The sequence below is a fragment of the Sinorhizobium psoraleae genome, assembly GCF_013283645.1.
Taxonomy (GTDB): Bacteria; Pseudomonadota; Alphaproteobacteria; order Rhizobiales; family Rhizobiaceae; genus Sinorhizobium; species Sinorhizobium psoraleae.
Genome location: NZ_JABEKV010000003.1, coordinates 90510 through 115259 on the forward strand (window position 1 = coordinate 90510; position 24750 = coordinate 115259).

Below are 24750 nucleotides of genomic sequence, written 5' to 3' on the forward strand. Positions count from 1 at the left end.
CTGCAGGAGGCAGTTCATCAGGGAGACACATCATGCGCTTCATCAAGGCAGCCATTCTGGCTGGTACCATTGCCGTACTCACGGCCACTTCGGCATTCGCCGCCGACGTCAAGATCGGCTTCATCGTCAAGCAGCCTGAAGAGCCGTGGTTCCAGGACGAATGGAAATTCGCGGACGCCGCCGCCAAAGAAAAAGGCTTCACGCTGGTCAAAATCGGCGCCGAAGACGGCGAGAAGGTCCAGTCGGCCATCGACAATCTCGGGGCTCAGGGCGCACAGGGCTTCATCGTTTGCACGCCCGACGTCAAGCTCGGTCCGGGCATCGTAGCCAAGGCTGCCGCCAACGATCTCAAGCTAATGACCGTCGACGACCGCCTGGTCAACGCCGACGGCAGCCCGATCGATGACGTTCCGCACATGGGGATCTCGGCCACGAAGATCGGCGAGGCCGTCGGCCAGGCAATCGTCGACGAGATCAAGAAGCGCGGCTGGGACATGAAGGAGGTCGGCGCGATCCGCGTCTCCTATGACCAGTTGCCGACCGCCGTCGATCGCGTCGAAGGCGCGCTTTCCGTTCTCAAGGCCAACGGCTTCCCGGAAGCCAACATCTTCGACGCACCGCAGGCCAAGACCGATACGGAAGCTGCCCTCAACGCCTCGACGATCGTGCTCAACAAGAACGCGGGCATCAAGAAATGGGTCGCCGTCGGCCTCAATGACGAAGCAGTTCTCGGCGCCGTGCGCGCAACGGAATCCGTGGGGATTCCGGCCGAAAGCATGATCGGTGTGGGCATCGGCGGCGCGGAGTCGGCGATCAACGAGTTCAAGAAGCCCGCCGCCACCGGCTTCTTCGGCACCGTCATCATCTCGCCGAAGCGTCACGGCTACGAAACCGCGCTCAACATGTACGAGTGGATTGCCAACAACAAGGAACCTGAAAAGCTGATCCTGACCGCCGGCCAACTGGCGCTTCGCGACAACTACGAAGCCGTCCGCAAGGAACTCGGCATCGAGTAATCGTCCCTTTCGACGCCATCGAGCCCGGCGGTACACTCGTACCGTCGGGCACCTCGCTTCGGAGCAGCGCATGCAGGACTTCCTCGAATTCCGATCCATTTTCAAAGGTTACCCCGGCGTCCAGGCGCTGTCGGATGTCTCCTTTGCCGTCCGTAAAGGCGCCGTCCACGGGCTCATGGGCGAGAACGGCGCTGGCAAGTCGACGCTGATCCGCGTTCTGTCCGGCGACCAGTCCGCCGATGAGGGCGATATCCGCATCGACGGCGAAGTGCAGCGCTACCGCTCCGTGCGTGACGCCTTCCATGCGGGCGTCATCGTCATCCACCAGGAACTGCAGCTCGTGCCGGAGCTGACAGTCGCCGAAAACCTTTGGCTCGGCCACTTCCCCGGCAAGGGCGGCGTAATCGACCGGCGGAAACTCATCGGCGTCGTCTCCCAAAAACTGGCCGAAATCGGCATCGATGTCGACCCAACCGCCAAGGTCGCTTCGCTTTCGATCGGCGAGCGCCAGATGGTCGAGATCGCCAAGGCGGTGATGCTCGAAGCGCGCGTCATCGCTCTCGACGAGCCGACCTCGTCGCTCTCGTCACGCGAGAGCGAAATCCTCTTTGCCCTCATCGATCGCCTGCGCGCGAACGGCACCGTCATTCTCTACGTCTCGCATCGCCTCGACGAGATCTTCCGGCTTTGCGACAGCCTCACGGTGCTGCGCGACGGCAAGCTCGCCGCACATCATCCGGAGATTTCCAAGGTGACGCGCGACCAGATCATTTCAGAGATGGTCGGCCGCGAAATCGCAAACATCTGGGGCTGGCGCGGGCGCAGCTTCGGCGCCGAGCGGCTGCGGGTCGAAAGCATCGCGGGACCAAAGCTGAAGGTCCCGTTGAGCTTCTCCGTCAGGCGCGGCGAGATCGTCGGCTTCTTCGGCCTGATCGGTGCCGGACGAAGCGAGATGGCGCGGCTCGTCTATGGAGCCGATGCACGTTCCCAGGGCACCGTATCGGTCGACGGTGCGACGGTGCCGGCAGACAGCCCGCCCAAGTCGATCCGCGCCGGTATCGTTCTCTGCCCGGAGGACCGCAAGTTCGATGGCATCGTCCAAGGCCGGTCGATCGAGGAGAACATGACGATCTCCGCGCGCCGCCACTTTTCTCGCCTCGGCATCATCAACCCGAAGAGGGAAAGCGAGCTCGCTGACAAGTTCATCGCCAAGCTTCGCGTACGAACACCGTCCCGCCGCCAGGACGTCGTCAATCTCTCCGGCGGCAACCAGCAGAAGGTCATTCTCGGTCGCTGGCTGTCGGAAGAAGGCATCAAGGTTCTCATCGTCGACGAGCCGACCCGCGGCATCGACGTCGGCGCGAAATCCGAGATCTACGAAATCCTCTACGGGCTTGCCGAACAAGGCATGGCGATCGTCGTCATCTCCAGCGAACTGCCGGAGGTGATGGGCATCGCGGATCGCATCATCGTGATGTGCGAGGGACGTCTCGCGGCCGACATGCCGCGCGCAGAATTCGATGAGCGGCGGATCCTCGCGGCGGCCCTTCCCGACATCAAGAACAGCAAAGACCTTGCCCTCACACAGGTACAGTGACGATGACCCATTTGAAAAGAATCCTTCTCGGCGAACAGGGCCTCGTCGTCATTTTCGCGGTCGCCTTCGTCATCGTGTCGTTGACGGTTCCGAATTTCCTCAGCGAACGCAACATGCTCGGCCTGCTGCAGTCCGTCGTTACCATCGGCATCATTGCCTGCACAATGATGTTCTGCCTCGCCTCACGCGATTTCGACCTTTCCGTCGGCTCGACGGTGGCGTTTTCCGGCATGGTCGCGGTGATGGCCTCGAACGCCACGGGCTCCATCCTGCTTGGGCTGCTGGCGGCCGTCCTGTGCGGCGGCTTTGTCGGCACGGTCAACGGCGTCGTCATCGCCCGCTTCCGCATCAATGCGCTGATCACCACGCTTGCCACCATGCAGATCGTCCGCGGCTTCGCGCTGATCGCTTCGGACGGCCGCGCCGTCGGCATCAACGATCCGTCCTTCTACCAGCTCGCGCTGTCGCGTTTCCTCGGCATCCCTACACCGATCTGGGTGATGGGCCTGTTCTTCATCGTCTTCGGCTTCGTGCTGAACCGGACCGTTTTCGGGAAGAACACGCTGGCGATCGGCGGCAACCCAGAGGCCTCGCGCCTCGCCGGCGTCGACGTCGCCCGCATGCGCATCTGGATCTTCGCGCTGCAAGGCATCGTCTGCGCCGTCGCAGGCGTGCTGCTCGCCTCGCGCATCACCTCCGGCCAGCCCAATGCCGCGACGGGACTTGAGCTTTCGGTCATCTCGGCCTGCGTGCTCGGCGGCGTATCGCTTGCCGGTGGCCGCGCGGCGATGACCGGCGTCATCGTCGGCGTTCTGATCATGGGCATCGCCGAGAACGTGATGAACCTGCTCAACATCCAGGCATTCTATCAGTACGTGGTGCGCGGCCTGATCCTGCTGCTGGCGGTCCTCCTCGACAATCTGCGCTCGGCCGCGGGCAGACAGCGCGTCTGACCGGGCAATGCCAGACGATGTCCTGCATCTCAGGAACGACGAGCTCTCGGTCGAGCTGAGCCGTTTCGGCGGCTCGCTCATGTCTGCCACCTGGCGCGGCATCCCGTTCCTGAAGCCGACCGCGACCGCCGGGATCGCGACGCAAACGTTCGGCGCCGAGGCGAGCTTCCCGCTCGTACCCTTCGGCAACAGGATCGAAGGCAACAGCTTCACCTTCGATGGGGAGCGCTTCTTCCTCGAGCCGAATACATCCGGCGATCCATTCTGCCTGCATGGGGATGGATGGCTCAGCGAATGGGAGCTGAAGTCGCACAGCGGAGAACAAGCGACACTTTCCTATGTGCACACCGAGCGGGCGGGAAGCCCCTATGTCTATGAGGCCGTGCAGGAAGTGCGGGTGGATGGCAGCACGCTGGTTCTCTCTCTGACGGTCAAGAACATGTCGGCTCGCCCGTTACCCTTTGGATTGGGGCATCACCCCTACTTTCCCCGTGCGGCGGATACACGGCTCAGGGCGAGTGCAAAACGCTTCTGGGGCGAAAGGGCCGGACACCTGCCGGACGCTCCCGGCCCAATTCCCCGCACTCACGATTTCACCGAGGGCCATACGCTCCCCGTTTGCTGGATGAACAATGCCTATGACGGCTGGGACGGAGAGGCTGTAATCGAATGGCCCGAACGCCAGCTTGCGCTAAGGCTTGAAACCGAGGGGGCGTTCGAGTGCTTTATGATCTATTCGCCGGGTGCGGATGCGGACTTCTTCTGTTTCGAGCCGATGACGCATCTGCCGAACGCTCACAACATGCCGAACGAAGCCGGCGGCCTCGTTACGCTAAAGCGGGGACAAAGCCTCGCTGGCACCGTCACGTTTCATCTGCTGCCCATAGGCTGAGAGCGGAGCAAAACAAAAGCGCCCGCTGGGAGGTGCAGGCGCTTGAACAAATCTAAATCAGTTCTGAAGTGGGCGTACCCGTCTACGGGCCTTAGCGGCCGACAGCGGCGCGGGCGACGCGATGGATATCGGCGCGATCAATGCCGAGGTCGCTGAGTTCGCGGGTCGACATGCGGCCCAGTTCGGCGACCGTCTGACGATACTTGCGCCAGTTGTTAAAAGAGCGTGCTACGTTCATTTTTTGATCCCCCTTTCATGGGCTTTCGAAGCCTGGCAGCCAGTCCGTGGCGCCTCGTTTGCTTCGATGCGCAAGATATAGTGACTGACCTCGGGGGATTGCAGCGCTTATATGTCAGCGCACCCATGCGTCAAATGCATGGATGCGGCCGTGGATGGAGGGTACTGCAGAGCGCGAGGGCGGGAGTTCGGGCTGGCCTTGCGGCTACGAGAGAGGCCGACCGAAACTCATTGCCGACCGGCCGAGGCGGAGATTTGCATCGCGGATCGCGGAACGGAGCCGAACTCGTCCTCGAAGAGCTCCGGCATCAGATCGGCAAGCCGGACCAGCTTGCCCGTGCGCGAGCTTTGAAGTGCGGCGATACCGCACAGGACCGACATCGCACCGGCGCGTGCGCCTGCCCGCTGCCCCAACGGGTCGCTCGCGTTAGGCTTGAAAAGCATGTTCCGCAGCCGATCATCGCCGCCGTAATGTCCGCCGGAGGAATGTGGCACGACGATGCGCTCAACTCCGGGGCGGCCTTTCGGGAAGTTGCGGACAAGCAGGATCACGTCTTCCGCTGGCGTTTCCCATGGCTGGTCCTCGTACTGACGAAGCTCGATTCTGCCCTTCGTACCGTTGAAGGCGATGTGGTGGCCCTCGATCGGCTGGAATGTGTTCAGTGAATAGGAGACCTGTACATTGTTCCGGTAGCGTATGTTCGCGACCATCGTATCGGGAATATCGATATCCTCGCGGAAGACACAGCCGTCGCGGAAGTAGCCGTCGATCTCGGAGGGGTCCTCATAGAGCGCGTCGAGGAACGGGTCGGCTTCGAGATTCAGATAGAAATCGCAGTCATCCTTATGGGGACAGAGCTTGCAGCGTGGTCCCCGGAAGGGCCCTTTGCGCCCGTACATCTGCAGGTCGGCGAACGCCGTGACGGCAGCGGGATCACTGTCGAGATACCAGTTCAACAGGTCGAAGTGGTGGGTCGCCTTGTGCACGAAGAGGCTGCCCGACCGTTCCGTGTAGGCGTGCCAGCGACGGAAATAGTCGGCGCCGTGTTCGGTATCGAGATACCAATGAAAGTCGACGGAGGTGACACGGCCGATCTCGCCGGAATTCAACAACTCCTTGATGCGCGCGGCGGTCGGCGCGAAGCGGTAGTTGAACGACACATCCACCCGCCGGCCCGTGCGCTTCTCGGCGTCCAGAATGCGGCGGATCTTTTCGACCGTCGTCGACATCGGCTTTTCGGTGATGACGTCGGCACCGGCTTCCAGCGCGCGAACGACGATGTCGTCATGCGTGTCGTCGGGGGTGCAGACGATCACCAGATCGGGCCGCGCTTCGGCAAGCATCGCATCGACATTGCCGTAGATCGGCGCATTGGTGGCAATCATCGTGCGGGCGCGTTCGGCTCTGAGCGCATTCGTGTCGGCTATGGCGACGAGATCCACCTGGCCGCGCCAACCGGCGAGCAGATCCTTGCCCCACATCGTGGTGCCGCGGTTGCCGGTGCCGACCAGCGCAAAACGACGTTTGTTATCCATCTTCCTCACGCAATCCTGTCTGGAGTGACGCCGCACGACCGGCGGCAGTGGTTAGCACAACATGTAAATTCAATATACATGCTAGTGGCTGAATTCCGCGGACGTCAAGGTATTTTCCCGCCGGTTTTGCTGTAAACTTGTAAAGAAGCATGATCGAGAAACTCACCTCAGCAGCAGCTCCGATAGCGTTCAACGCAGGTGGCGATGACCTCCTCGGCCGGCCGCTTCCACCAGTTCTCGGCCGAGAAGATCTCGACCTCCTGCGCCCCATGAAAGCCGGCTGCCTCGATCCGGCGCCGGATCCCCTTCAAATCGATAACGCCGTCGCCCATCATGCCGCGATCCGTCAGCATGTCCCTGGTCGGGATCAGCCAGTCGCAGATGTGATGTGCGAGGATCGCCTTCATTTGGCCCGCCCGCGCGATCTGGTTGGCGAGATCGGGGTCCCACCAGACGTGGTAGACGTCGATCGCAACGCCGACGCCGGCGCCGAGCGCCTCGCACATGTCGAGCGCCTGACCGAGCGTGTTCACGCAGGCCCGTTCGGCGGCGTACATCGGATGCAGGGGCTCGATCGCAAGCGGCACGCCGGCGGCGCGCGCATGCCGGAGCACTGTGGCGATGCCGTCCTCGACCATCCGGCGGGCACCGTCGATGTTCTTCGAGCCTCCGGGCAGACCGCCGACGACCAGCACCAGGCAATCGGCGCCAAGCGCGGCCGCCTCGTCGATCGCGCGTCTGTTGTCGTCGATGGCCTTCTCGCGGCCCGCCGCGTCCGCTGCCGGGAAGAAGCCGCCGCGGCAGAGGCCGGTGAGCTTCAGCCCGTTGGATTTGACGATGCGGACCGCCTCATCGAGCCCGACCGCCGCCACCTGATCTCGCCAGGGAGCGATCGCCGTGATCCCGTGCTTCAGGCAGATGTCTACGGCTTCGGCAAAACCGCACTGTTCGCGGATCGTCGCCAGATTGATGGAAAGGCCCTCGACCTGCATGATGTTCTCCTCCCAGATTTCGTTTCGCACATCGGCGACATGCACTAGCTCGCCGTCATCGACGCCCAGTCCGGCTCGACGGACGTGCCAAGGCCGATCGCACTCAAGGCCGTTCCAAAAGCGAGTTCGCCGCCCTTGATGGCGAGCCGCGCCCGCCCGGATGCCCCTTCGTAAAGATCGCCATGGGCGGCCAAATAGGACGCCTGCTCGCTCGCCGGCGCTTGCGCCATACCGTCGACGTAATGGTGGCCGTTGCGCTCCACATGGCCGGCGCCGACGAGCGCCGCCAGAACGAGATCCTGCTGGAGTGCCAAGCCTGATTGCGTCGTCAGATCCTCGGCGGACATGAAATACCGGGAAGTGTCTGCCTCGCGGTTCCATTTCTCGACGCGCGCGCGGTTGATCAGAGCCCGATAGAAGCCCTTGCAGGATTTCGAGGAGATGCCGGCATAACCAAGGTCGCGGGCGCGCGGAAACGCGCCGATGTCGCCGTCGGACTCGTCGATTTCGAGCGGCATGCGTTGCGCGAGCCCCGCGACCGACTTCGAGAGCGCCTCGGCGCGCGCGATCGGCTGCTCGAAGAAGAGAAGGGATCGGCGCAGCCTGGAAAGGCGCGGCTCCTTCTGGAGGCGATCGAGGAGGTCGGCCGCCGCGTCGGCGCTTTCGAACTGTTCGTTGCCGTCGAGCGTCGCGCGATAGCCGTCAACCATGCGATCGAGCACCGCGGCGATGGCTATCAGGCGCTCAAGGTCTTCGGTAGGGCGTCCGGAAACCTTGATCTTGAAATAGCGGTGGCCGTAGGCGGCAATCACCTGTTCGAGCGTCTGCGGTAAGCCGTCATTGAGCCGCTGCTCCGGCGCGAGATCGGCGGCCGTCAGCGCATCGGCGAGCCCGATCGTATGGCGCACGGCAAGCTGTGGCGAAGGCTCCAGCCGTGAGAAAAAGCCTGTGAGATCGAAGCCCGCAAGATCCGGTGCCGTGGCATTGGTGATGCCGAGCAGATCGTGCCGGACGGCGTCGACCGCACTTGCGCCCTTCATCCGGCACGCGGCATCGATGATAGCACGATCGACGAGCGCCAGGCCGTATGACCCCACCAGCGGCGGTAGCCCCTCGCCCGCAGCCGCCCGATGATGATCGGCCTCGACGGCGGCATGCAGCCCGAAGGGCGTCTCTGACCCCGCTGACTGCAGCCCTTCGATCGCCAGATGCAGCGACGCGCGAAGCTGCGCAACGTTGTCATTCGGCGAAAGGGTCGGATTCTTGTCGAACCATTTCGGCATCATCATCTCGGCCGACCAGCCGGCGGCCCCATGGCCGCTGTCATCCACGATCCTCACCCGAACGAAGGCCTGCGGCGCGCTCTCGACGCGCGCCGCCCCGAATCGGAAGGGGAAGCGGAAACCAACCTGCCGTTCAAAAATATCCGCCTCGACGAGCCTGATGACGGGGGTTTCAGCCATGGCCGCCTCAATCGATGCCGTGGAGAGCGAGGACCCGGCGCATCCGCGCCGTCGCCAGCTCCGGATCGGCAAGAGTGCCGGCCCTGTCCGCCAGACGGAAGAGTTCGGCGAAATGGGCAAGCGAGCGGGCGCTCTGTTGCCCACCGATCATTACGAAATGATCCTGCAGGCCATTCAGATAGGCGAGGAAGACGACGCCGGTCTTGTAGAAGCGCGTCGGCGCCTTGAAGATATGGCGCGACAGCGGCACGGTTGGCTCCAGCAATTCGAAGAATTCGCCATTCCGCCCTTCGCCGAGCGCCTGAAGCGCGGCAGAAGCTACCGGCGCGATCGCATCGAAGATGCCGAGCAGCGCGTCCGAGTGCCCTTCCTCGTCGCCGGCGATCAGCTCGGCGTAGTTGAAGTCGTCGCCTGTATACATGCGCACGCCCGTCGGCAGCCGGCGCCGCATCGCGATTTCTTTTTCCTTCGACAGCAGCGATATCTTGATGCCGTCGACCTTGGAGGCGTGCGCTTCGATGATCTCAAGGCATGTTTTCATCGCGGCCAGATGGTCGGCATCGCCCCAATAACCTTCGAGCGCCGGGTCGAACATTTCGCCCAGCCAATGGATGATCACCGGCTGCTTCACCTGCGAAAGGATGCGGTCGTAGACGCGGATATAGTCTTCTGGTCCTTTCGCCCCTGCCGCGAGCGCCCGGCTCGCCATCAGGATGATCCGCCCACCTTCCGCTTCGATCGTCTCGATCTGGCTCTCATAGGCTCTGAGAATATCGTCGATCGAGACACCCGGGCCAGGCGCCAGATGGTCGGTGCCGGCGCCGCAGGCGATCAGCGCGCCGGAGCGCCCGCGCGCTTCGGCAAGCGCACGGCGGATGAGTTCGCGTGCTTCGGGCCAGCCGAGGCCCATGCCGCGCTGGGCCGTATCCATTGCTTCGGCGACACCGAGCCCGAGATCCCAAAGGCGGTGGCGGAAGGCGAGCGTCCGCTCCCAATCGATCGCCGGCGTCAGCCATGGATCATTGTCGGCAAGCGGGTCGGCGACGACATGCGCCGCGGCAAAGGCAACTCTCGGGAAATCGGCCGGCGCACGCTTTTGCAAAGGAACCGGCCGGCCGACCAACTCATAACGCGCAAGCCTGCCTTCAAGGGGAAGATCGATGGTGGTCATCGCTCAAAACTCCAGTGCCGGTACATCGAGCCAGCGGCGCTCGGCCCAGGATTTCAGCCCCAGTTCTGCAAGCTGCACGCCCTTGGCGCCGGCCTCCAGTCCGTAGGGCCAGGGACCGTCCTCGGCGACGTGGCGAAGGAACATTTCCCATTGCGCCTTGAAGCCATTATCGAACACCTGCGTGTCCGGCACCTCGTCCCAGGTCTTGTAGAAATCGATGGTCTGCGGCTGATCCGGGTTCCAGACCGGCTTCGGCGTGTTGACCCGGTGCTGTGTCCAGCATTTCGTCAGTCCGGCGACGGCCGAGCCGTGCGTGCCGTCTACCTGGAAGGTCACGAGATCGTCGCGGCGTACCCGCACGGTCCAGGAGGAATTGATCTGCGCGATGATGCCGCCGTCGAGCTCGAAGGTCGCATAGGCCGCGTCGTCCGTATCGCAGTCATAGGTTTGGCCCTGCTCGTCGACACGGCTTGGAATATGGGTGGCGCCGAGGCAGGAGACAGCGCGGACCTCGCCAAAGAGGTTGTCCAGCACGTAACGCCAGTGGCAGAGCATATCGAGAATGATGCCGCCGCCGTCGCCCTTGCGGTAATTCCACGAGGGGCGCTGGGCAGGCACGCCCCAATCGCCTTCAAAGACCCAGTAACCGAATTCGCCGCGCACCGAGAGGATCTTTCCGAAGAAGCCCGAGTCCCTGAGCAGCGCCAGCTTGCGCAGCCCGGGCAGGAACAGCTTATCCTGCACGACGCCGTGCTTGAGGCCGGAGGCGCGCGCCTTGCGGGCAAGCTTGACGGCTATGCTGAGATCATCGGAAATCGGCTTCTCACAATAGACATGCTTGCCGGCATCGATCGCCCTGCCGATGAGCTCGGCGCGCATCAGCGTCGTGCCGGCGTCGAAGAAGATCTGGTCTTTCGGATCGGCAAGTGCCGCATCGAGGTCGGTCGACCAGCGAGCGATGTTATGGCGCTTGGCCAGTTGCTCGATCTTGTCGCGGTTGCGGCCGACGATGATCGGATCGATCTCCAGTCGTTCGCCGGACTTGAGCGTGACCCCGTCCTGATCTCGAATGGCCAGTATCGAGCGCACCAGATGCTGGTTGTAGCCCATCCGGCCGGTGACGCCGTGTAAAATAATCCCCAAACGTGGCATGCGGTCTCCTCCCTGCCAGGCCTCGTGGGAGCGGACCAGCCCTCCCAAGCCAGTAACTAATCAGTTACTTTGTGGCAGAGATAAAGCACGCCTGTCAACAAAAAAAACGACATGTTAGAGATTCAGCGTCGGATTGAAGCCAAAGTCACGTGAACGATGTGGCGCTCCCAGCCCTCGAGACTGGCCCGTTCCGCGAGATCGCGGCCGAAGATCGTCGACAGCGTGTACTGGTTCGAGAGGTAGAAATAACCGAGCGCGGCCATCGTCAGATAGAGGTGCAACGGGTCGACATCCTCCCGGAAAATGCCCTTTGCCCTGCCCCGGTCGAGCAGCTCGGAGAGCTTCCCCATGAGTTGCGAATGCAGCTCCTTGAGCCGCGTCGATTGACGCAGCCAGCGGGCGCGATGAAGGTTCTCAGTACCGAGCAGACTGAGGAACTCCGGATGCTCAAGGAAGTACCTCCATGTGAACATCGCCAGCTCGGCGATGCCCTCCTCCGGCTCCAAGTCGCTGAGATTGATGGATTTTTCAGCCGTCCTAATACCGATATAAGCCTCTTCCAGGACCGCGAGGTAGAGCTGCTCCTTGTCGCCAAAATAATGATAGAGCATGCGCTTGTTGATACCGGCTCGCTCGGCTATGGCATCGACTCGCGCCCCGCCCATGCCGTTTTCCGCGAATTCCTTGGTGGCGGCCGCAAGGATAGATGCGCGCGTCCGCTCGGGATCGCGCTGCGCGGAGCGCTCAGCGCGCTCGCCGTTTGCGTTTCTGCCTCTCGCGCCCGCTTGCGCCTTCTCCATTCCATCACCTCCAGCACCTCTTGCCTTCGGCGGCAGTCGATGCGACGTCGTAAAGATAATTTACAAGATAATGACAGCATTTCACACAACTGCTTGACACGATTTTTTCTTGCCCCTAGTTTGTAACCAATTAGTTATTTATTGCAAGAGGTCTGGACAAGACGACTGTGAGACGGAGCGTTGTGGAGGCGCTCCCGAGGGAGGAGGAACAAATGACGCATCGCATCAGCAGACGCAGTGTGCTTGCAGGAGGAGCGGCACTTCTTTCATATTCCGCGCTGGCACCCCGCGCGTTCTCGCAGGAGGCGCGGCTGCGCCTCCTCTGGTGGGGATCGCAGACCCGCGCCGACCGCACCAACAAGGTCAGCGAGCTTTTCAAGGCAGCCAATCCGGGGGTCTCGATCAACGGCGAATTCCTCGGCTGGAGCGACTACTGGCCGCGCCTGGCGACGCAAGTGGCGGGGGGCAACGCGCCCGACGTCATCCAGATGGATTACCGATACATCGTCGAATATGCCCGGCGCGGCGCGCTTGCACCGCTCGACAGCTATCTCGGCTCGGTGCTGAAGGTCGAGGATTTCGACCAGGTGCAGATCAAGGGGGGCAGTGTCGACGGCAAGCTCTACGGTATCAGCCTCGGCGCCAATTCGACGGCGATGATGGTCAACACGGTCGCCTTCGAGGAAGCCGGCGTCGACTTGCCGACGCCGTCGACCACCTGGGACGACCTCGCCCGCATGGGTATCGAGATCACCAAGGCCGGCAAGCGCAAGGGCTATCACGGCCTCTCCGACGGCAGCGGCGTCGAGCCGCTCCTCGAGAACTGGCTTCGCCAGCGCGGCAAGGCTCTCTTCACCGCGGATGGCAAGATCGCCTATGACGCGAACGACGGGGCCGAATGGTTTGCCATGTGGCAGAAGATGCGCGAGGACAAGGCGTGCGTGCCGGCGGATATTCAGGCACTCGACCAGTTCAATATCGAGACGAGTCCCTTGTCGCTCGGAAAGGCGGCGACCTCCTACGCCCATTCCAACCAGCTCGTCGGCTATCAGGCGATCAACAAAGACAAGATCGTGCTGAGGAGCCATGCGCTGATCAGCAAGGATGCCAAGGGCGGCCATTACCGCAAGCCATCGATGTTCTTCTCGGTATCGGCCAAGAGCAGCGATCCGGAACTCGGCGCCAAATATGTAAACTTCTTCGTCAAGGATCCGGAAGCCGCCAAGATCCTCGGCGTCGAACGCGGCGTGCCGGAATCGGCCTCCGTGCGCGAGGCGCTCGCGCCGTCGCTCGATGATCTCGGGCGCGCAGCACTCGACTATGTCTCGGGGCTCGGCGCGCTCGCCGGCGATCTGCCACCACCGCCGCCGTCGGGTGCCGGCGAGGCGGAGCTGGCTCTGCGCAGCGTCGCCGAGCAGGTGGCCTTCGGCCAACTGGACGCGAAGCAGGGCGGCGAGACGCTGGTGAACGAGGTCACACAGATCCTGTCGCGAGGTTGAGGAGATGGCGGCCGTGCAGGATTCCGCTGTCGCGATCGGTGGGGGCGCTCAGGCGCGCCCCGCCGCACAGGGCCGCTGGGCCAGCCTTTGGACGAAGCACGGGGCCGGCTACATGTTCCTGTTGCCGTGGCTCATCGGCTTCTTCGGCCTGACGCTCGGGCCTGCCGTTGCCTCGCTCTATCTCTCCTTCACCAGCTTCGACCTGATCCGCGCGCCGGAATGGGTCGGAACCGCCAATTACGTCCGTATCGCGACGGCCGATCCGAAATTCGCCGCCGCGATGCAGGTGACTTTCCTCTATGTCGTGCTTTCGGTTCCCTTCAAGCTCGCCTTCGCGCTGCTCGTCGCCATCCTTCTCGATCGCGGCGTCCGCGGACTGACCGTCTATCGCGCGATCTTCTATTTGCCTTCGCTGCTCGGCGGCAGCGTCGCGATCGCCGTGCTCTGGCGGCAACTCTTTGCCGGCGACGGCCTCATCAACAGCCTGCTTGCCCAGTTCGGCATCGAGGGCCCGAGCTGGATCTCGCATCCGAATTATTCGATCTGGACGTTGGTCGTCTTGAGCGTCTGGCAATTCGGCTCGCCAATGATCATCTTCCTTGCCGGTCTTCGCCAGATCCCGACCGATATGTATGAGGCCGCAAGCCTCGACGGCGCGTCGAAGTTCCGGCAGTTCTACAAGATCACTCTGCCGCTGCTCACCCCGGTCATCTTCTTCAATGCGGTCGTTCAAACGATCGATGCCTTCAAGGCCTTCACCCCGGCCTTCATTATTTCCGGCGGCACCGGCGGACCGATCAACTCGACGCTCTTCTATACGCTCTATCTCTACCAGGAAGCCTTCGGCAATTTCCGCATGGGCTATGCCTCGGCCTTGGCCTGGATCCTGGTGCTGATCATCGCGCTCTTCACCGCCTTTTCCTTCCTGACCTCTCGCTACTGGGTGCACTACGATGACTGACGCGATCATGAGCTCCGTAACCGCTCCGTCATCGGCACCGCTCGGCCGCCGCGGCCCACTGGGGTCGGTCCTTGTCCACGCCGGCCTGATCGCCGCGTCGATCGCGATGCTCTATCCGCTCCTGTGGATGATGTCCGCGTCGGTGCGGCCGGAGGACGAGATCTTCGCCTCGACCTCGCTCTGGCCGTCCTCGATCGATTTCGCTTCCTATCTGCGCGGCTGGTTCGGCCTCGACATCAGCTTTGGCCGCTTCTTCTGGAATTCACTCGTCGTGTCCGTGCTGACGGTGATCGGCAACGTCGTCGCCTGTTCGCTCGCTGCCTACGCCTTCGCGCGGCTTCGCTTCGCCGGCCGGAATTTCTGGTTCGCGATCATGCTGGGGACGCTGATGATCCCCTATCACGTGACGCTCATTCCTCAATACGTGCTCTTCCTCAATCTCGGCTGGGTAAACACCTTCCTGCCGCTCGTGGTGCCGAAATTTCTGGCCAGCGACGCCTTCTTCATCTTCCTGATGGTCCAGTTCTTCCGCGGAATCCCGCGCGAACTCGACGAGGCGGCTATGATGGACGGCTGCGGTCCCTGGCGCATCTACTGGAAGATCATGCTGCCGCTCTCGCTTCCCGTGCTGGCGACGGCTGCGATCTTCTCCTTCATCTGGACCTGGGACGATTTCTTCGGGCCGCTGATCTACCTGAACGACATGAACACCTACACGATCCAGCTGGGCCTCCGGACCTTCGTCGACTCGAGCAGCACTTCGGACTGGGGCGGACTCTTTGCCATGTCGACGCTGTCGCTCGTGCCCGTGTTCTTCTTCTTCCTGTTCTTCCAGCGCCTTCTGATCGAAGGCATCGCAACCACCGGCATGAAACGCTGATCGAGGGAGTTGGAGTTTACCCATGGACGAATTGCGTTTCGCCGCCGTCGGGCTCAACCACAACCACATCTACGGCCAGGTCAATTGCCTCGTCAGAGCCGGCGCCCGCCTCGTCGGTTTCCATGAAAAAGACGATGCGCTGGCCGCGGAATTCTCAGGCATCTACAAGGACGTGCCGCGCATCGCGACGCTCGAGCAGATCCTCGAAGACGAGAACATGGGTCTCATCACATCCGCCGCGATCTCGGCCGAGCGGGCGGAGCTGGCGATCCGCGCCATGCGCCACGGCAAGGACGTGCTCGTCGACAAGCCGGGCATGACGAGCCTGGACCAACTCGCCAAGGTGCGCCGGGTCCAGGCCGAAACGGGGCGGATCTTTTCGATCCTCTATTCCGAGCATTTCGAGAGCCCGGCAACGGTGAAGGCAGGAGAACTGGTCGCCGCGGGCGCCATAGGCGAGGTCGTGCACCTAGTGGGCCTCGGCCCGCATCGGCTACGCAGGGAAAGCCGCCCGGACTGGTTTTTCCGCCGCGCGGACTACGGCGGCATCTTGACCGACATCGCCTCGCACCAGTGCGAGCAGTTCCTGTTCTTCACCGGCGCCAGCGATGCCACCATTTTCTCGGCAAGCGTCGACAACAGGAGCGTTCCCGACGAGCCGGAACTGCAGGATACCGGCAGCATCCATCTTGCGACGGAGCGAGCCACCGGCATGATCCATGTTAACTGGCTGACGCCCGACGGCATGCCGACCTGGGGCGACGGTCGGCTCTTCATCGTCGGTACGACCGGCACGATCGAGGTGCGCAAGACGGTCGATCTCGCCGGTCGCGAGGGGGGCCATCACCTGTTCCTGGCTGACCGCGACGGCGTCGAGCACATCGATTGCTCGGCTGTCGAACTGCCGTTCGGTCGCCAATTCCTCGCCGATATTCGTGACAGAACCGAAACCGCGATGCCGCAGGAGCGCTGTTTCAAGGCCATGGAGCTTGCCCTTTCGGCGCAAGCGATCGCCGAACGCAATTGGGAAAACAATTGAGATGAGCATCAAGACAGTCGCCATCATCGGCTGCGGCATCGGGCGATCGCACATCGTCGAAGGTTACCTGCCGCACCCGGACAAGTTTCGGGTTGCGGCGCTCTGCGATCTCAACGTGGAACGGTTGAACGAGGTTGGCAACGAGTTCGGCATTGAAAAGCGAACGACCTCGTTCAAGGATTTGCTTGCCGACGACAGCATCGACATCATCGATATCTGCACCCCACCGGGCATCCACCTCGAACAGGTGCTCGACGCCCTCGCCTCGGGCAAGCACGTCGTCTGCGAGAAGCCTCTGACGGGTTCGCTCAAGGGTGTCGACCGGATCATGGAAGCGGAGAAGCGGGCCAAGGGCGTGCTGATGCCAATCTTCCAGTATCGCTACGGCGATGGCATCGAGAAGGCGAAGCGCATCATCGACGCCGGCATCGCCGGCAGGCCCTATGTGGGTTCGGTCGAAACCTTCTGGCTGCGCACGCCGGAATATTACTCCGTTCCCTGGCGCGGCAAATGGGAGACGGAACTCGGCGGGGTGCTGGTGACCCATGCTCTGCATCTGCATGACATGATGCTTCACCTCCTTGGTCCGGTCGCAGGCGTGTTCGGGCGCGTCGCAACGCGCGTCAACGATATCGAGGTCGAGGACTGCGCCTCGGCGAGCCTGCTCATGCGCAACGGCGCCTTCGTGTCGCTCTCCTGTACGCTCGGCTCGCAGGAGCAGATCAGCCGCCTCCGCCTGCATTTCGAGAACGTCACTTTCGAAAGCAGCCATGAACCCTATGCGCCGGGCAAGGATCCCTGGAAAATCATCGCCGCCAACGAGACTGTTCAGGCTGAGATCGACGAGGTGATCGGCAACTGGCAGCCGGTTTCGCCGCGCTTCACGACGCAGATGGCCCATTTCCACGCCTATCTCAGCGGCAACGGACCGCTTCCAGTCACCACCGCGGATGCACGGCAGGCGTTGGAACTGGTGACGGCGATCTATCAGTCCGCCGATACGGGCCGCGAGATAACGCTTCCGGTCGGACCGGAGAGTCCGAAATATGCCAACTGGCGCGCGAACACGAGGTAACGGCAAAGGCCGCAGGAGGAATTCGAAATGGCAACCAGCGTCGTTCTTCAGAAGGTCGAGAAGCGCTATGGCGCGCTCGATGTGATCCACGGCATCGACCTGACCATCGATCCCGGCGAGTTCGCCGTCTTCGTCGGCCCGTCCGGCTGCGGCAAGTCGACCCTGCTGCGTATGATCGCCGGGCTGGAGGAGATCACCGGCGGCACTCTGATGCTCGATAGCGACCGGATGAACGAAGTAGCACCGGCCAAGCGCGGCATCGCCATGGTGTTCCAGTCCTATGCGCTTTATCCGCACATGTCCGTCTATAAGAATCTCGCCTTCGGCCTCGAAACGGCAGGCTACAAGAAGGCGGAAATCGAGCCGAAGGTGCGCCGCGCGGCAGAAATCCTGCAGATCGAAAAACTGCTCGATCGCAAGCCGAAGGCGCTTTCCGGCGGTCAGCGTCAGCGCGTGGCGATCGGCCGGGCGATCGTGCGGGAGCCGCGCATCTTCCTGTTCGACGAACCACTTTCGAACCTCGATGCGGAACTCCGGGTGCAGATGCGCGTCGAAATCTCCCGACTTCATCGCGACCTCGGCAATACGATGATCTATGTGACCCACGATCAGGTGGAGGCCATGACCATGGCCGACAAGATCGTCGTCCTGAACGCGGGCCGCATCGAGCAGGTGGGCGCGCCGCTCGATCTCTACAACAATCCCGTCAACCGCTTCGTCGCCGGCTTCATCGGCAGCCCGAAAATGAACTTTCTCAAGGCGCGCATCGCTGCGGTCGGCGAAGCGGAAACGGCAATCGAGGTATGCGGCGGCACGATCCGGCTGCCCCGACGTTTGGACGGCGCTACAGCGGGACAGGACGTCACCTTCGGCATTCGACCGGAACATCTTTCCGCGCGCGAGGACGGCATCACCCTCGCTCCAATCAACGTCGAACTCGTGGAGAACCTCGGCGGCGAAACCATGCTTTACGGTATCACCCCGGACCAGCAGCAGCTCACTGTCGCCCTGGATGGCCAGCAGAAAGTGGAGCGCGGCACCAATCTGGCCGTCCACTTCGATCCTTCGCGCTGTCACGTCTTCGGCACCGACGGCCGGGCAATGTAGAAACCATCATTGACGATCGCGACCGTGATTGCAGCATCGTTGCCCCATCCGGGACACGGGTCGGTTTAATCCGCCTGGGCGTCTCCTATAATTCTGCGCCGCCTGTCGAGCCAGCGCATCGCTGGCGTGACAGTCAGCCCATGCATGACAATGGAAGCAAGGACGATCAGGGCGACGGCAGACCAGAGGCGGCCCACGTCTTCGAAGGTCGCCATCCCCGTTGCAAATGCAAGATAATAGATTGAACCGACACCACGGATTCCAAACACGGCGACTGCGGCTCTCTCTCCCTTCGGCAGAACCGAGGGAAGGCTTAGCCACCCGGAAGCCGGCCGAACAATCAATATCACGAACAGCGCGAATGCGACCAGGCGCCAATCAACGTTGCCAATGAGCTGCCCGACACTGACGGCCGCTCCGAAGCACACGAGAAGCACCATCATCAGCAGCCGTTCGATCTGCTCCGAGAAATCGTGAAGCTCCTTATGAAATTCGTGGTGCCGCTCGACGGTGCGGAAGGAAAGCGCCGCGACGAAGACGGCCACGAATCCATAGCCATGCATGAGCTCTGTGAGGCTGTAGGCGAGACAAGTGATCCCCAGGGCGACAAAGCCGTCGCCGGTGCGCACGAGCGCGGCCTGTTTCGGGAAGCGGAACGTGGCATAGCCGAGCACCTTGCCGACGAGCCAGCCCACGGCAATACCGGCGAAGGGTCGCCACAGCACATCGAAGAGAAGCCAGCGGGAGAACCAGTCCGGTTCCTCGGCCGAGAGTGCAATTGCGATCGCCAAATAGACGAAAGGGAAGCTGAACCCATCGTTCAAGCCAGCTTCGGATGTGAGTGCAAAGCGGACCTCGTCCTCCTTGCCAGTCTGAGGCGGCCCGACTTGAACGTCGCTGGCGAGCACCGGATCAGTCGGGGCAAGAGTAGCCGCAAGCAGAATGGCCGAAGCAGCCCCGAGCCCGAGTATCCAAGACGCGCCGACAGCCATCATGGCGATCCCCAACGGCATTGCGATTCCGAGAAGTCGCCATGTGAGGGCCCAGCTGCGGAGGCCGACCCGGCGGTCAATCTTCAGGCCCGCGCCCATCAGCGCGACGATGACGGTGAACTCGGTGACACGCTCTATGACAAGCCGGCTGTCGAAGGAGGCCAGCTGGGCGATCGGGTTGAAGATGGTCTGTCCGACCAGCATACCGATAGCGATGCAAAAGATGGGGAGCGACAGCGGCAGCCGACGAAAGGCCATGGGAATCCAGGCCGTCAGCAACACTACCAGCCCGAATAGTCCGAGAGCTATATGGTAACGCTCCATTCTCCAGGGCCTCGCGAACTGCCCTCGTGCGTTCAAGACTACGATGAAAGAAGGAGTTGCGAGCACGATGGTTCCGGAAACTGGCCGCAAATCTTCAACCAAACTTTTCGCACGCTCGAAGCGGCCATGAATCAACATGGCCAAGGTTGCCGCGATCAGACGAATACTTAGGTCGGACAGACCCTAGGCGAACCGGGTGCCAACGGAGACGGGCCTCAGAAAGCGCGGTCGTCGAAACGGTGCACCGCCGCGCCGGCTACCGGACTTCGGGCGGCGAAAATCCCGCCGGCCCGACCTTGCTCGCCGGTCCCAGCCGGACGCAGCGACGCGACGAAGATTGTCTTCAAGTCCGGCCCGGCAAAGCAGGGCATGGTTGGCGCCGGCACCGGGAAAGGATGGGCCTGGATGAGCCGACCTTCGGGCGAGAAGCGATTGAGGACGCCCGCCGAGACGCCGGCGCTCCAGTAATTTCCCGCCACATCGGTTGCAGCTCCGTCTGGACGGCCGCTCGCTTCGTCGAGGACGGCCAGCCGCCGACGCCCCGAGATCGTCCCCGTTTTGGAATCGAACTGCCAGCGGTCGATCCAGGGCCCGCGCGAGTCCGAATGAAAAAGGACGGAGCCATCCGCGTTCCAGGCGAGACCATTGGAACAGATGACGTCACCGACCTTTCGCTCCACCGCACCCTTCGACGAAACGCGATAGAGGGAAGCAACCGGCTGCCGGCGGCGGCCTCATGCATCGTGCCTACCCAGAACGCGCGGTCCGGACCGACCTTGCCGTCGTTCAGGCGTGTGTCCGGCCTTGCGGCCTCGATCGAGGCGATCTCCTTCGCGATCGTGCCGCTCTCCGGATCGAACAGCACCACGCGGTCCCGTTGCGCGAGCACGAGGCGCCCGGAATCCGCAAGCCCGATGCTCCAGGCTCCGTGATCGAGGGTCCACACCTTATGGCCCGACCCGGAAGATCGGCACGATGAATGCAGCTTTTGCCTATATCGGCGAAAAACAGGCAGTTTCGACGGTCGTCGTAAACCGGGCTCTCGGCCACCGAGCAGCGCAAATCGAGCACACACTCGAATGTCAGGTCGAAAGACATGTTTAGCACCATCGTTTGAAAGCCTCGACTGGAAGTGTATCCGTCGCAATCGCGCGTTTTCAGCCACTTATGCCTGGCGTTTTTTCTAACATTGCTATTGCCCTTGCTCAACTTGTAAATTAAAAATACAAGAGACTTGGCAAGGAGATTTCCATGAAAACGACTCCCGTAGATGTGGCCGACCTCAGATCTTCGGTCCTTTCCGTGCCGCCGCTGGCGCGTCAGGCGAATGGCGAACCGAGCAAGGCGGAAAATCGCAGGCAAGTCGATTGGCTGCTCTCGGGAGGGGTGACCACCTATCTCTACGGCGGCAACGCCAACCTCTACAACTTCGGCGTCCTGGAGTTCGGCAGCCTTCTGGACATGCTCGAGGACATCGCACCGCGTGACGGCTGGATGATCCCCTCGATCGGCGCCGACTTCGGCAAGGCGATGGATCAGGCGACGATCCTGCGCGGACGGAACTTTCCGACAGCCATGGTCCTCCCGCTCGCCTTCCCCGCGACTTCGGCGGGCTTGGCATCGGGATTCGCCAAGCTGGCGGATGCCGCCGGCAGACCGCTGATCGCCTATATCAAGAATGACGGCTTCCTCGATACCGGCGATGTCGCGCGTCTCTTCCGCGACGGAGCAATCTCCGCCTTGAAATATGCCGTCGTGCGGCCCGACCCGAAAAGCGATGCCTATCTTTCCGGCCTCCTCGATGCCGTCGGCTCGGGCGAGCGTATCGTCAGCGGCATCGGCGAGCGCCCGGCGATCGATCACGTCGAGATGGGCCTCTCCGCCTTCACCTCCGGCTCGGTGTGCATCGCACCGCATTTGTCGACAGCGATCCTGAAGGCCTGCCAATCCGGCCAATTCGCCGCGGCACGGGCCATTCGCGAAAGTTTCCTGCCGCTTGAGGACCTGCGCGACGCGCACTCGCCGATCCGCGTCCTGCACGAAGCGGTGAGACTCGCGGACATCTGCGACACCGGCCCGATCGGCGAATTTCTATCGAATCTCGACAGTGCCGAAAAGCTCGATGCCATTGCCTCGGCCGCACGCAAGCTGAAGGCGAAGAGCGAAGACGCCGCTCGCGACGCCCAGCCGTTATCGACGAGCGCATGACATGGTGGCGGAGAGAGTGCGGGCAAGGCGCCGCGCTTTTCGGCGACTGGCCTTGGATCGGCATCCGATCAGATTGCAGTCGCAACGGTCGGGGACACGGGTGTCAATGGGGGAGATTGAGGAGGCACCGTATTCCACCACGGCCATTTCACGCCGCGAAGTTGGCTCTGCCGACGAGAGGGAATGGGGAACCCGCACCTTGTCCTCCACCCTTGTGGGGGAGATGCGCGGCAGGGCAGAGGGGGGTGCAGTTCGCCGTGGCTCTGAGAGGCTGCGACGCGCGAACGCTGACAGTTGCCGTAACGATCCGATCACACGGAGTATTGCTCTAGAGGTCCCCGTGGGATCCCGTGATGCGGGCCCGCGATTCCGTCAGGTGATAGCGCATGTAGAGACGTGCGAGCTCGCTGTTCTGACCGGAAATCGCCATGAATATCTTGCGGTGCTCTTCGAGAACGCGTCGCCGCCGGTCCTCCGAGCCTTGCCGCGTCAGGCTGAGCGCCATGCGCATCGAGCCCCGCAGAATGTCGCCGAGCTCCTCCAGGAGGCGCGGGAAAAGCTCGTTGCCCGCAGCCGCGGCGACCGCAAGATGGAAAGCGAAGTCCTCCTCCCAACCCGTCTCGCCGCGTGCAAAAGCGCCCTCCAGCGCCGACAGCGCGTCACCGATCTGGTTAAGCTGGGCCTTGGTGCGGCGCATCGCGGCCAGTCCCGCGCACTCCGTTTCGAGTGCCAACCGCGGCTCGAAGGCCCTGAGATAACTCGCGATTTCCGCCGAGGCCGCGAAATCGGTCAGCTTGTTGGACGGGCGCGACTTGACGAAGGTCCCGATGCCCTGGCGCGAAACGACGAGGCCGTCCGCCTGCAGCCGCATCAGCGCCTCGCGCACGACCGGCCGGGAAACCTGGAAGTCGCGGCAGATCCGCGCTTCGGACGGCAGCTTCGCTCCCTCGGCCATCTCGCCGCTCGCGATCTGCTCGAGGATTTGGCCGTAAAGGACATCGGCAAGCCGCTCCCGCCGCGCCGGTTTCAGTTTCAACATCACGTCGTTCAAGGGTTTGCTTTCGCCTGTCATTTTTCCGAACAGGTGCAATCTAGCCGACCCGCCCGGGAATGCAAAGGAGGTGACCGATGACCAGGCGCAAGAAGCCGGAGGATTTTCGAAGCTTTCGCTGGTTCGGCGTCAAGGACCTGCGCTCCTTCGGCCACAGGTCCCGGCTTTACCAGATGGGTTATGATCATGCGGAGCTCGCGAACAAGCCGGTCATCGCGATCATCAATACCTGGAGCGACATCAATCCATGCCACGCGCATCTGCGCGCGCGGGCTGAGGAGGTAAAGCGCGGCGTCTGGCAGGCGGGCGGGTTTCCGATCGAGCTGCCGGCAATGTCGCTGGCCGAAACCTACGTAAAACCGACAACGATGCTTTACCGCAACTTCCTCGCGATGGAAGTGGAGGAGCTCATTCGCTCGCATCCGGTCGATGGCGTCGTGCTGCTTGCGGGCTGCGACAAGACCACGCCGGCGACAATCATGGGGGCGATCCAGGTCGACCTTCCGACGATCTTCGTGCCGGCAGGACCGATGCTGCGCGGTACCTATCGCGGCCAGGCCCTTGGCTCTGGCTCCGATGTCTGGAAATACTGGGCGGAGAAAGAAGCCGGGCGCATCACCGAGCACGAATGGAGTATCATGGAGCGCGGCATCGCCCGCTCTTTCGGAACCTGCATGACCATGGGAACCGCCTCGACGATGACGGCGCTCGCCGACACGCTGGGCCTTTCACTGCCGGGCGCGTCGGCCATTCCGGCTGCCGATGCCGGACATTCGCGCATGGCCGCGCTGTCGGGGGCGCGCATCGTCGAAATGGTCTTCGAAGACCTGAAACCGTCGGATCTGCTGACGGCCAAGGCGTTTGAAAACGCACTGACCGTGCATATGGCAATGGCCGGCTCGACCAATGCGATGATCCATCTGATTGCGATGGCGCGGCGATGCGGCGTTCATCTGACCTTGGACGATTTCGATCGCATGTCGGAGAAGGTCCCGGTTCTCTGCAATATTCGCCCGACCGGCGAATTCCTGATGGAGGACTTCTATTACGCCGGCGGGCTGCCGGCGCTGTGGAAGCAGCTGGAGCTCCTGCTGCATCTCGAAGAGCGCAACGTGATCGGCAGCATCGGCGAGGCGATCCGCGAGATCGAAGTTCATCTGCCGGACGTCATCCGCCCGCTTGACAATCCCGTCGCCGCACGCGGCGGCACTGCGATCCTCAAAGGAAATCTCGCGCCGCAGGGATGCGTCATGAAGCCCGCCGCGGCCGATCCAGCCCTTCTCAAGCACCGCGGGCCGGCACTCGTCTTCGACGACTACGACACGATGATGGAGGCGGTGAACGACGAGGATCTCGATGTCACCGCCGACACGGTTCTTATCCTGCGCAATGCCGGCCCCGTCGGCGGACCGGGCATGCCTGAATGGGGAATGCTGCCAATTCCGAAAAAGCTCCTGAAACAGGGCGTGCGCGACATGGTGCGCATTTCCGACGCCCGCATGAGCGGCACCAGCTACGGCGCCTGCATCCTGCATGTGGCGCCGGAGTCTTACGTCGGCGGGCCGCTGGCGGCCGTCCGCAATGGCGACATTATCGCCCTCGACGTTGCCAATCGGATGCTCACGCTGGAGGTCAACGCGGCGGAAATCGCGCGCCGGCTTTCCGAATGGCGACCGCCGGAGCGCGATTATTCGAGAGGCTTTCTGAAAATGCACGCGGAGCACATCCAGCAGGCCCCCGAAGGCTGCGACTTCACCTTCCTGCAATCGCCCCACAAGCTGCCCGAGCCGGAAATCCATTGAGGA

21 protein-coding genes and 1 pseudogene are annotated in these 24750 nt (G+C 62.6%); 12 read left to right on the forward strand and 10 right to left on the reverse strand.

What is annotated here, in order from left to right; genetic code table 11:
• Positions 1–32: 32 nt before the first annotated feature.
• The 4 genes from ILFOPFJJ_RS16285 (at position 33) to ILFOPFJJ_RS16300 (ending at position 4458) form a co-directional block, all read left to right on the forward strand.
• Positions 33–1016, forward strand: a complete 984-nt coding sequence (locus ILFOPFJJ_RS16285) for an arabinose ABC transporter substrate-binding protein (RefSeq protein WP_173511616.1) — start codon at positions 33–35, stop codon at positions 1014–1016.
• A 70-nt stretch (positions 1017–1086) separates the two neighbouring features.
• On the forward strand, positions 1087–2613 hold the full coding sequence (araG, locus tag ILFOPFJJ_RS16290) for an L-arabinose ABC transporter ATP-binding protein AraG (RefSeq protein ID WP_173511617.1): 1527 nt from the start codon (positions 1087–1089) through the stop codon (positions 2611–2613).
• Positions 2614–2615: 2 nt separating this feature from the next.
• Positions 2616–3566: an L-arabinose ABC transporter permease AraH gene (gene araH / locus ILFOPFJJ_RS16295; RefSeq protein WP_173511618.1), complete on the forward strand. Its 951-nt coding sequence runs from the start codon at positions 2616–2618 to the stop codon at positions 3564–3566.
• Between the two features lie 7 nt (positions 3567–3573).
• A complete protein-coding gene (locus ILFOPFJJ_RS16300) occupies positions 3574–4458 on the forward strand; it encodes an aldose 1-epimerase (protein WP_173511619.1) in 885 nt (294 codons plus the stop codon).
• A gap of 91 nt (positions 4459–4549) precedes the next feature.
• On the opposite strand, the gene ILFOPFJJ_RS16305 is transcribed toward ILFOPFJJ_RS16300, so the two are convergent.
• From ILFOPFJJ_RS16305 to ILFOPFJJ_RS16335, 7 genes are all read right to left on the reverse strand, one after another.
• A complete protein-coding gene (locus tag ILFOPFJJ_RS16305; RefSeq protein ID WP_173511620.1) occupies positions 4550–4696 on the reverse strand; it encodes a DUF1127 domain-containing protein in 147 nt (48 codons plus the stop codon).
• A gap of 227 nt (positions 4697–4923) precedes the next feature.
• Positions 4924–6231: a Gfo/Idh/MocA family protein gene (locus ILFOPFJJ_RS16310; RefSeq protein ID WP_173511621.1), complete on the reverse strand. Its 1308-nt coding sequence runs from the start codon at positions 6229–6231 to the stop codon at positions 4924–4926.
• A gap of 167 nt (positions 6232–6398) precedes the next feature.
• A complete protein-coding gene (locus ILFOPFJJ_RS16315; protein ID WP_173511622.1) occupies positions 6399–7223 on the reverse strand; it encodes a sugar phosphate isomerase/epimerase family protein in 825 nt (274 codons plus the stop codon).
• A gap of 44 nt (positions 7224–7267) precedes the next feature.
• On the reverse strand, positions 7268–8686 hold the full coding sequence (locus ILFOPFJJ_RS16320; RefSeq protein WP_173511623.1) for an enolase C-terminal domain-like protein: 1419 nt from the start codon (positions 8684–8686) through the stop codon (positions 7268–7270).
• 7 nt (positions 8687–8693) lie between these two features.
• Positions 8694–9857: a dihydrodipicolinate synthase family protein gene (locus tag ILFOPFJJ_RS16325; RefSeq protein WP_173511624.1), complete on the reverse strand. Its 1164-nt coding sequence runs from the start codon at positions 9855–9857 to the stop codon at positions 8694–8696.
• A 3-nt stretch (positions 9858–9860) separates the two neighbouring features.
• The gene (locus tag ILFOPFJJ_RS16330; protein WP_173511625.1) at positions 9861–11009 is read right to left on the reverse strand and encodes a Gfo/Idh/MocA family protein; all 1149 of its coding nucleotides are present in this window, start codon (positions 11007–11009) and stop codon (positions 9861–9863) included.
• Between the two features lie 122 nt (positions 11010–11131).
• A complete protein-coding gene (locus tag ILFOPFJJ_RS16335) occupies positions 11132–11809 on the reverse strand; it encodes a TetR/AcrR family transcriptional regulator (protein ID WP_173511626.1) in 678 nt (225 codons plus the stop codon).
• Positions 11810–12021: 212 nt separating this feature from the next.
• Here ILFOPFJJ_RS16335 and ILFOPFJJ_RS16340 point away from each other — a divergent pair, with 212 nt between their 5' ends.
• From ILFOPFJJ_RS16340 to ILFOPFJJ_RS16365, 6 genes are read left to right on the forward strand one after another with little or no spacing between them, the layout of a single operon-like run.
• Positions 12022–13308: an ABC transporter substrate-binding protein gene (locus ILFOPFJJ_RS16340; RefSeq protein ID WP_173511627.1), complete on the forward strand. Its 1287-nt coding sequence runs from the start codon at positions 12022–12024 to the stop codon at positions 13306–13308.
• Between the two features lie 4 nt (positions 13309–13312).
• The gene (locus ILFOPFJJ_RS16345) at positions 13313–14269 is read left to right on the forward strand and encodes a carbohydrate ABC transporter permease (RefSeq protein ID WP_173511628.1); all 957 of its coding nucleotides are present in this window, start codon (positions 13313–13315) and stop codon (positions 14267–14269) included.
• Positions 14262–15149: a carbohydrate ABC transporter permease gene (locus ILFOPFJJ_RS16350; protein ID WP_173511629.1), complete on the forward strand. Its 888-nt coding sequence runs from the start codon at positions 14262–14264 to the stop codon at positions 15147–15149. Before ILFOPFJJ_RS16345 ends, ILFOPFJJ_RS16350 begins: the two co-directional genes overlap by 8 nt.
• Positions 15150–15171: 22 nt before the next feature.
• Positions 15172–16188 carry a Gfo/Idh/MocA family protein gene (locus tag ILFOPFJJ_RS16355; protein ID WP_173511630.1) on the forward strand — a complete coding sequence of 339 codons (1017 nt, stop codon included), beginning with the start codon at positions 15172–15174 and terminating at the stop codon, positions 16186–16188.
• A gap of 1 nt (position 16189) precedes the next feature.
• Positions 16190–17263 (forward strand): Gfo/Idh/MocA family protein, encoded by a 1074-nt coding sequence (locus ILFOPFJJ_RS16360; protein WP_173511631.1) that lies wholly within the window; start codon positions 16190–16192, stop codon positions 17261–17263.
• A gap of 27 nt (positions 17264–17290) precedes the next feature.
• Positions 17291–18370 (forward strand): ABC transporter ATP-binding protein, encoded by a 1080-nt coding sequence (locus ILFOPFJJ_RS16365; RefSeq protein ID WP_173511632.1) that lies wholly within the window; start codon positions 17291–17293, stop codon positions 18368–18370.
• A 65-nt stretch (positions 18371–18435) separates the two neighbouring features.
• On the opposite strand, the gene ILFOPFJJ_RS16370 is transcribed toward ILFOPFJJ_RS16365, so the two are convergent.
• Both ILFOPFJJ_RS16370 and ILFOPFJJ_RS16375 read right to left on the reverse strand, forming a co-directional pair.
• The gene (locus tag ILFOPFJJ_RS16370) at positions 18436–19686 is read right to left on the reverse strand and encodes a cation:proton antiporter (protein WP_173511633.1); all 1251 of its coding nucleotides are present in this window, start codon (positions 19684–19686) and stop codon (positions 18436–18438) included.
• A gap of 215 nt (positions 19687–19901) precedes the next feature.
• Positions 19902–20784, reverse strand: a pseudogene (locus tag ILFOPFJJ_RS16375) (SMP-30/gluconolactonase/LRE family protein).
• Between the two features lie 153 nt (positions 20785–20937).
• Between ILFOPFJJ_RS16375 and ILFOPFJJ_RS16380 the strand changes: the two are divergent.
• On the forward strand, positions 20938–21894 hold the full coding sequence (locus ILFOPFJJ_RS16380) for a dihydrodipicolinate synthase family protein (protein WP_173511634.1): 957 nt from the start codon (positions 20938–20940) through the stop codon (positions 21892–21894).
• A gap of 328 nt (positions 21895–22222) precedes the next feature.
• Here the strand turns inward: ILFOPFJJ_RS16380 and ILFOPFJJ_RS16385 are convergent, their stop codons facing one another.
• Entirely contained in the window at positions 22223–22945 is a 723-nt protein-coding gene (locus tag ILFOPFJJ_RS16385) for a FadR/GntR family transcriptional regulator (protein ID WP_173512468.1), read from the reverse strand.
• 77 nt (positions 22946–23022) lie between these two features.
• Between ILFOPFJJ_RS16385 and araD the strand changes: the two genes are divergently transcribed.
• Positions 23023–24747, forward strand: a complete 1725-nt coding sequence (gene araD, locus ILFOPFJJ_RS16390) for an L-arabinonate dehydratase (RefSeq protein ID WP_173511635.1) — start codon at positions 23023–23025, stop codon at positions 24745–24747.
• Positions 24748–24750 lie beyond the last annotated feature (3 nt).

Bases quoted from the DNA above. Each gene is read 5' to 3' on its own strand.
- ILFOPFJJ_RS16340 (WP_173511627.1), top strand. From the start codon at position 12,022: ATGACGCATCGCATCAGCAGACGCAGTGTGCTTGCAGGAGGAGCGGCA.
- ILFOPFJJ_RS16355 (WP_173511630.1), top strand. From the start codon at position 15,172: ATGGACGAATTGCGTTTCGCCGCCGTCGGGCTCAACCACAACCACATC.
- araD (WP_173511635.1), top strand. From the start codon at position 23,023: ATGACCAGGCGCAAGAAGCCGGAGGATTTTCGAAGCTTTCGCTGGTTC.
- ILFOPFJJ_RS16330 (WP_173511625.1), bottom strand. From the start codon at position 11,009: ATGCCACGTTTGGGGATTATTTTACACGGCGTCACCGGCCGGATGGGC.
- ILFOPFJJ_RS16325 (WP_173511624.1), bottom strand. From the start codon at position 9,857: ATGACCACCATCGATCTTCCCCTTGAAGGCAGGCTTGCGCGTTATGAG.
- ILFOPFJJ_RS16335 (WP_173511626.1), bottom strand. From the start codon at position 11,809: ATGGAGAAGGCGCAAGCGGGCGCGAGAGGCAGAAACGCAAACGGCGAG.
- ILFOPFJJ_RS16315 (WP_173511622.1), bottom strand. From the start codon at position 7,223: ATGCAGGTCGAGGGCCTTTCCATCAATCTGGCGACGATCCGCGAACAG.
- ILFOPFJJ_RS16310 (WP_173511621.1), bottom strand. From the start codon at position 6,231: ATGGATAACAAACGTCGTTTTGCGCTGGTCGGCACCGGCAACCGCGGC.
- ILFOPFJJ_RS16350 (WP_173511629.1), top strand. From the start codon at position 14,262: ATGACTGACGCGATCATGAGCTCCGTAACCGCTCCGTCATCGGCACCG.
- ILFOPFJJ_RS16345 (WP_173511628.1), top strand. From the start codon at position 13,313: ATGGCGGCCGTGCAGGATTCCGCTGTCGCGATCGGTGGGGGCGCTCAG.
- ILFOPFJJ_RS16380 (WP_173511634.1), top strand. From the start codon at position 20,938: ATGAAAACGACTCCCGTAGATGTGGCCGACCTCAGATCTTCGGTCCTT.
- ILFOPFJJ_RS16360 (WP_173511631.1), top strand. From the start codon at position 16,190: ATGAGCATCAAGACAGTCGCCATCATCGGCTGCGGCATCGGGCGATCG.
- ILFOPFJJ_RS16370 (WP_173511633.1), bottom strand. From the start codon at position 19,686: ATGGAGCGTTACCATATAGCTCTCGGACTATTCGGGCTGGTAGTGTTG.
- ILFOPFJJ_RS16285 (WP_173511616.1), top strand. From the start codon at position 33: ATGCGCTTCATCAAGGCAGCCATTCTGGCTGGTACCATTGCCGTACTC.
- ILFOPFJJ_RS16320 (WP_173511623.1), bottom strand. From the start codon at position 8,686: ATGGCTGAAACCCCCGTCATCAGGCTCGTCGAGGCGGATATTTTTGAA.
- ILFOPFJJ_RS16365 (WP_173511632.1), top strand. From the start codon at position 17,291: ATGGCAACCAGCGTCGTTCTTCAGAAGGTCGAGAAGCGCTATGGCGCG.
- ILFOPFJJ_RS16300 (WP_173511619.1), top strand. From the start codon at position 3,574: ATGCCAGACGATGTCCTGCATCTCAGGAACGACGAGCTCTCGGTCGAG.
- araH (WP_173511618.1), top strand. From the start codon at position 2,616: ATGACCCATTTGAAAAGAATCCTTCTCGGCGAACAGGGCCTCGTCGTC.
- araG (WP_173511617.1), top strand. From the start codon at position 1,087: ATGCAGGACTTCCTCGAATTCCGATCCATTTTCAAAGGTTACCCCGGC.
- ILFOPFJJ_RS16305 (WP_173511620.1), bottom strand. From the start codon at position 4,696: ATGAACGTAGCACGCTCTTTTAACAACTGGCGCAAGTATCGTCAGACG.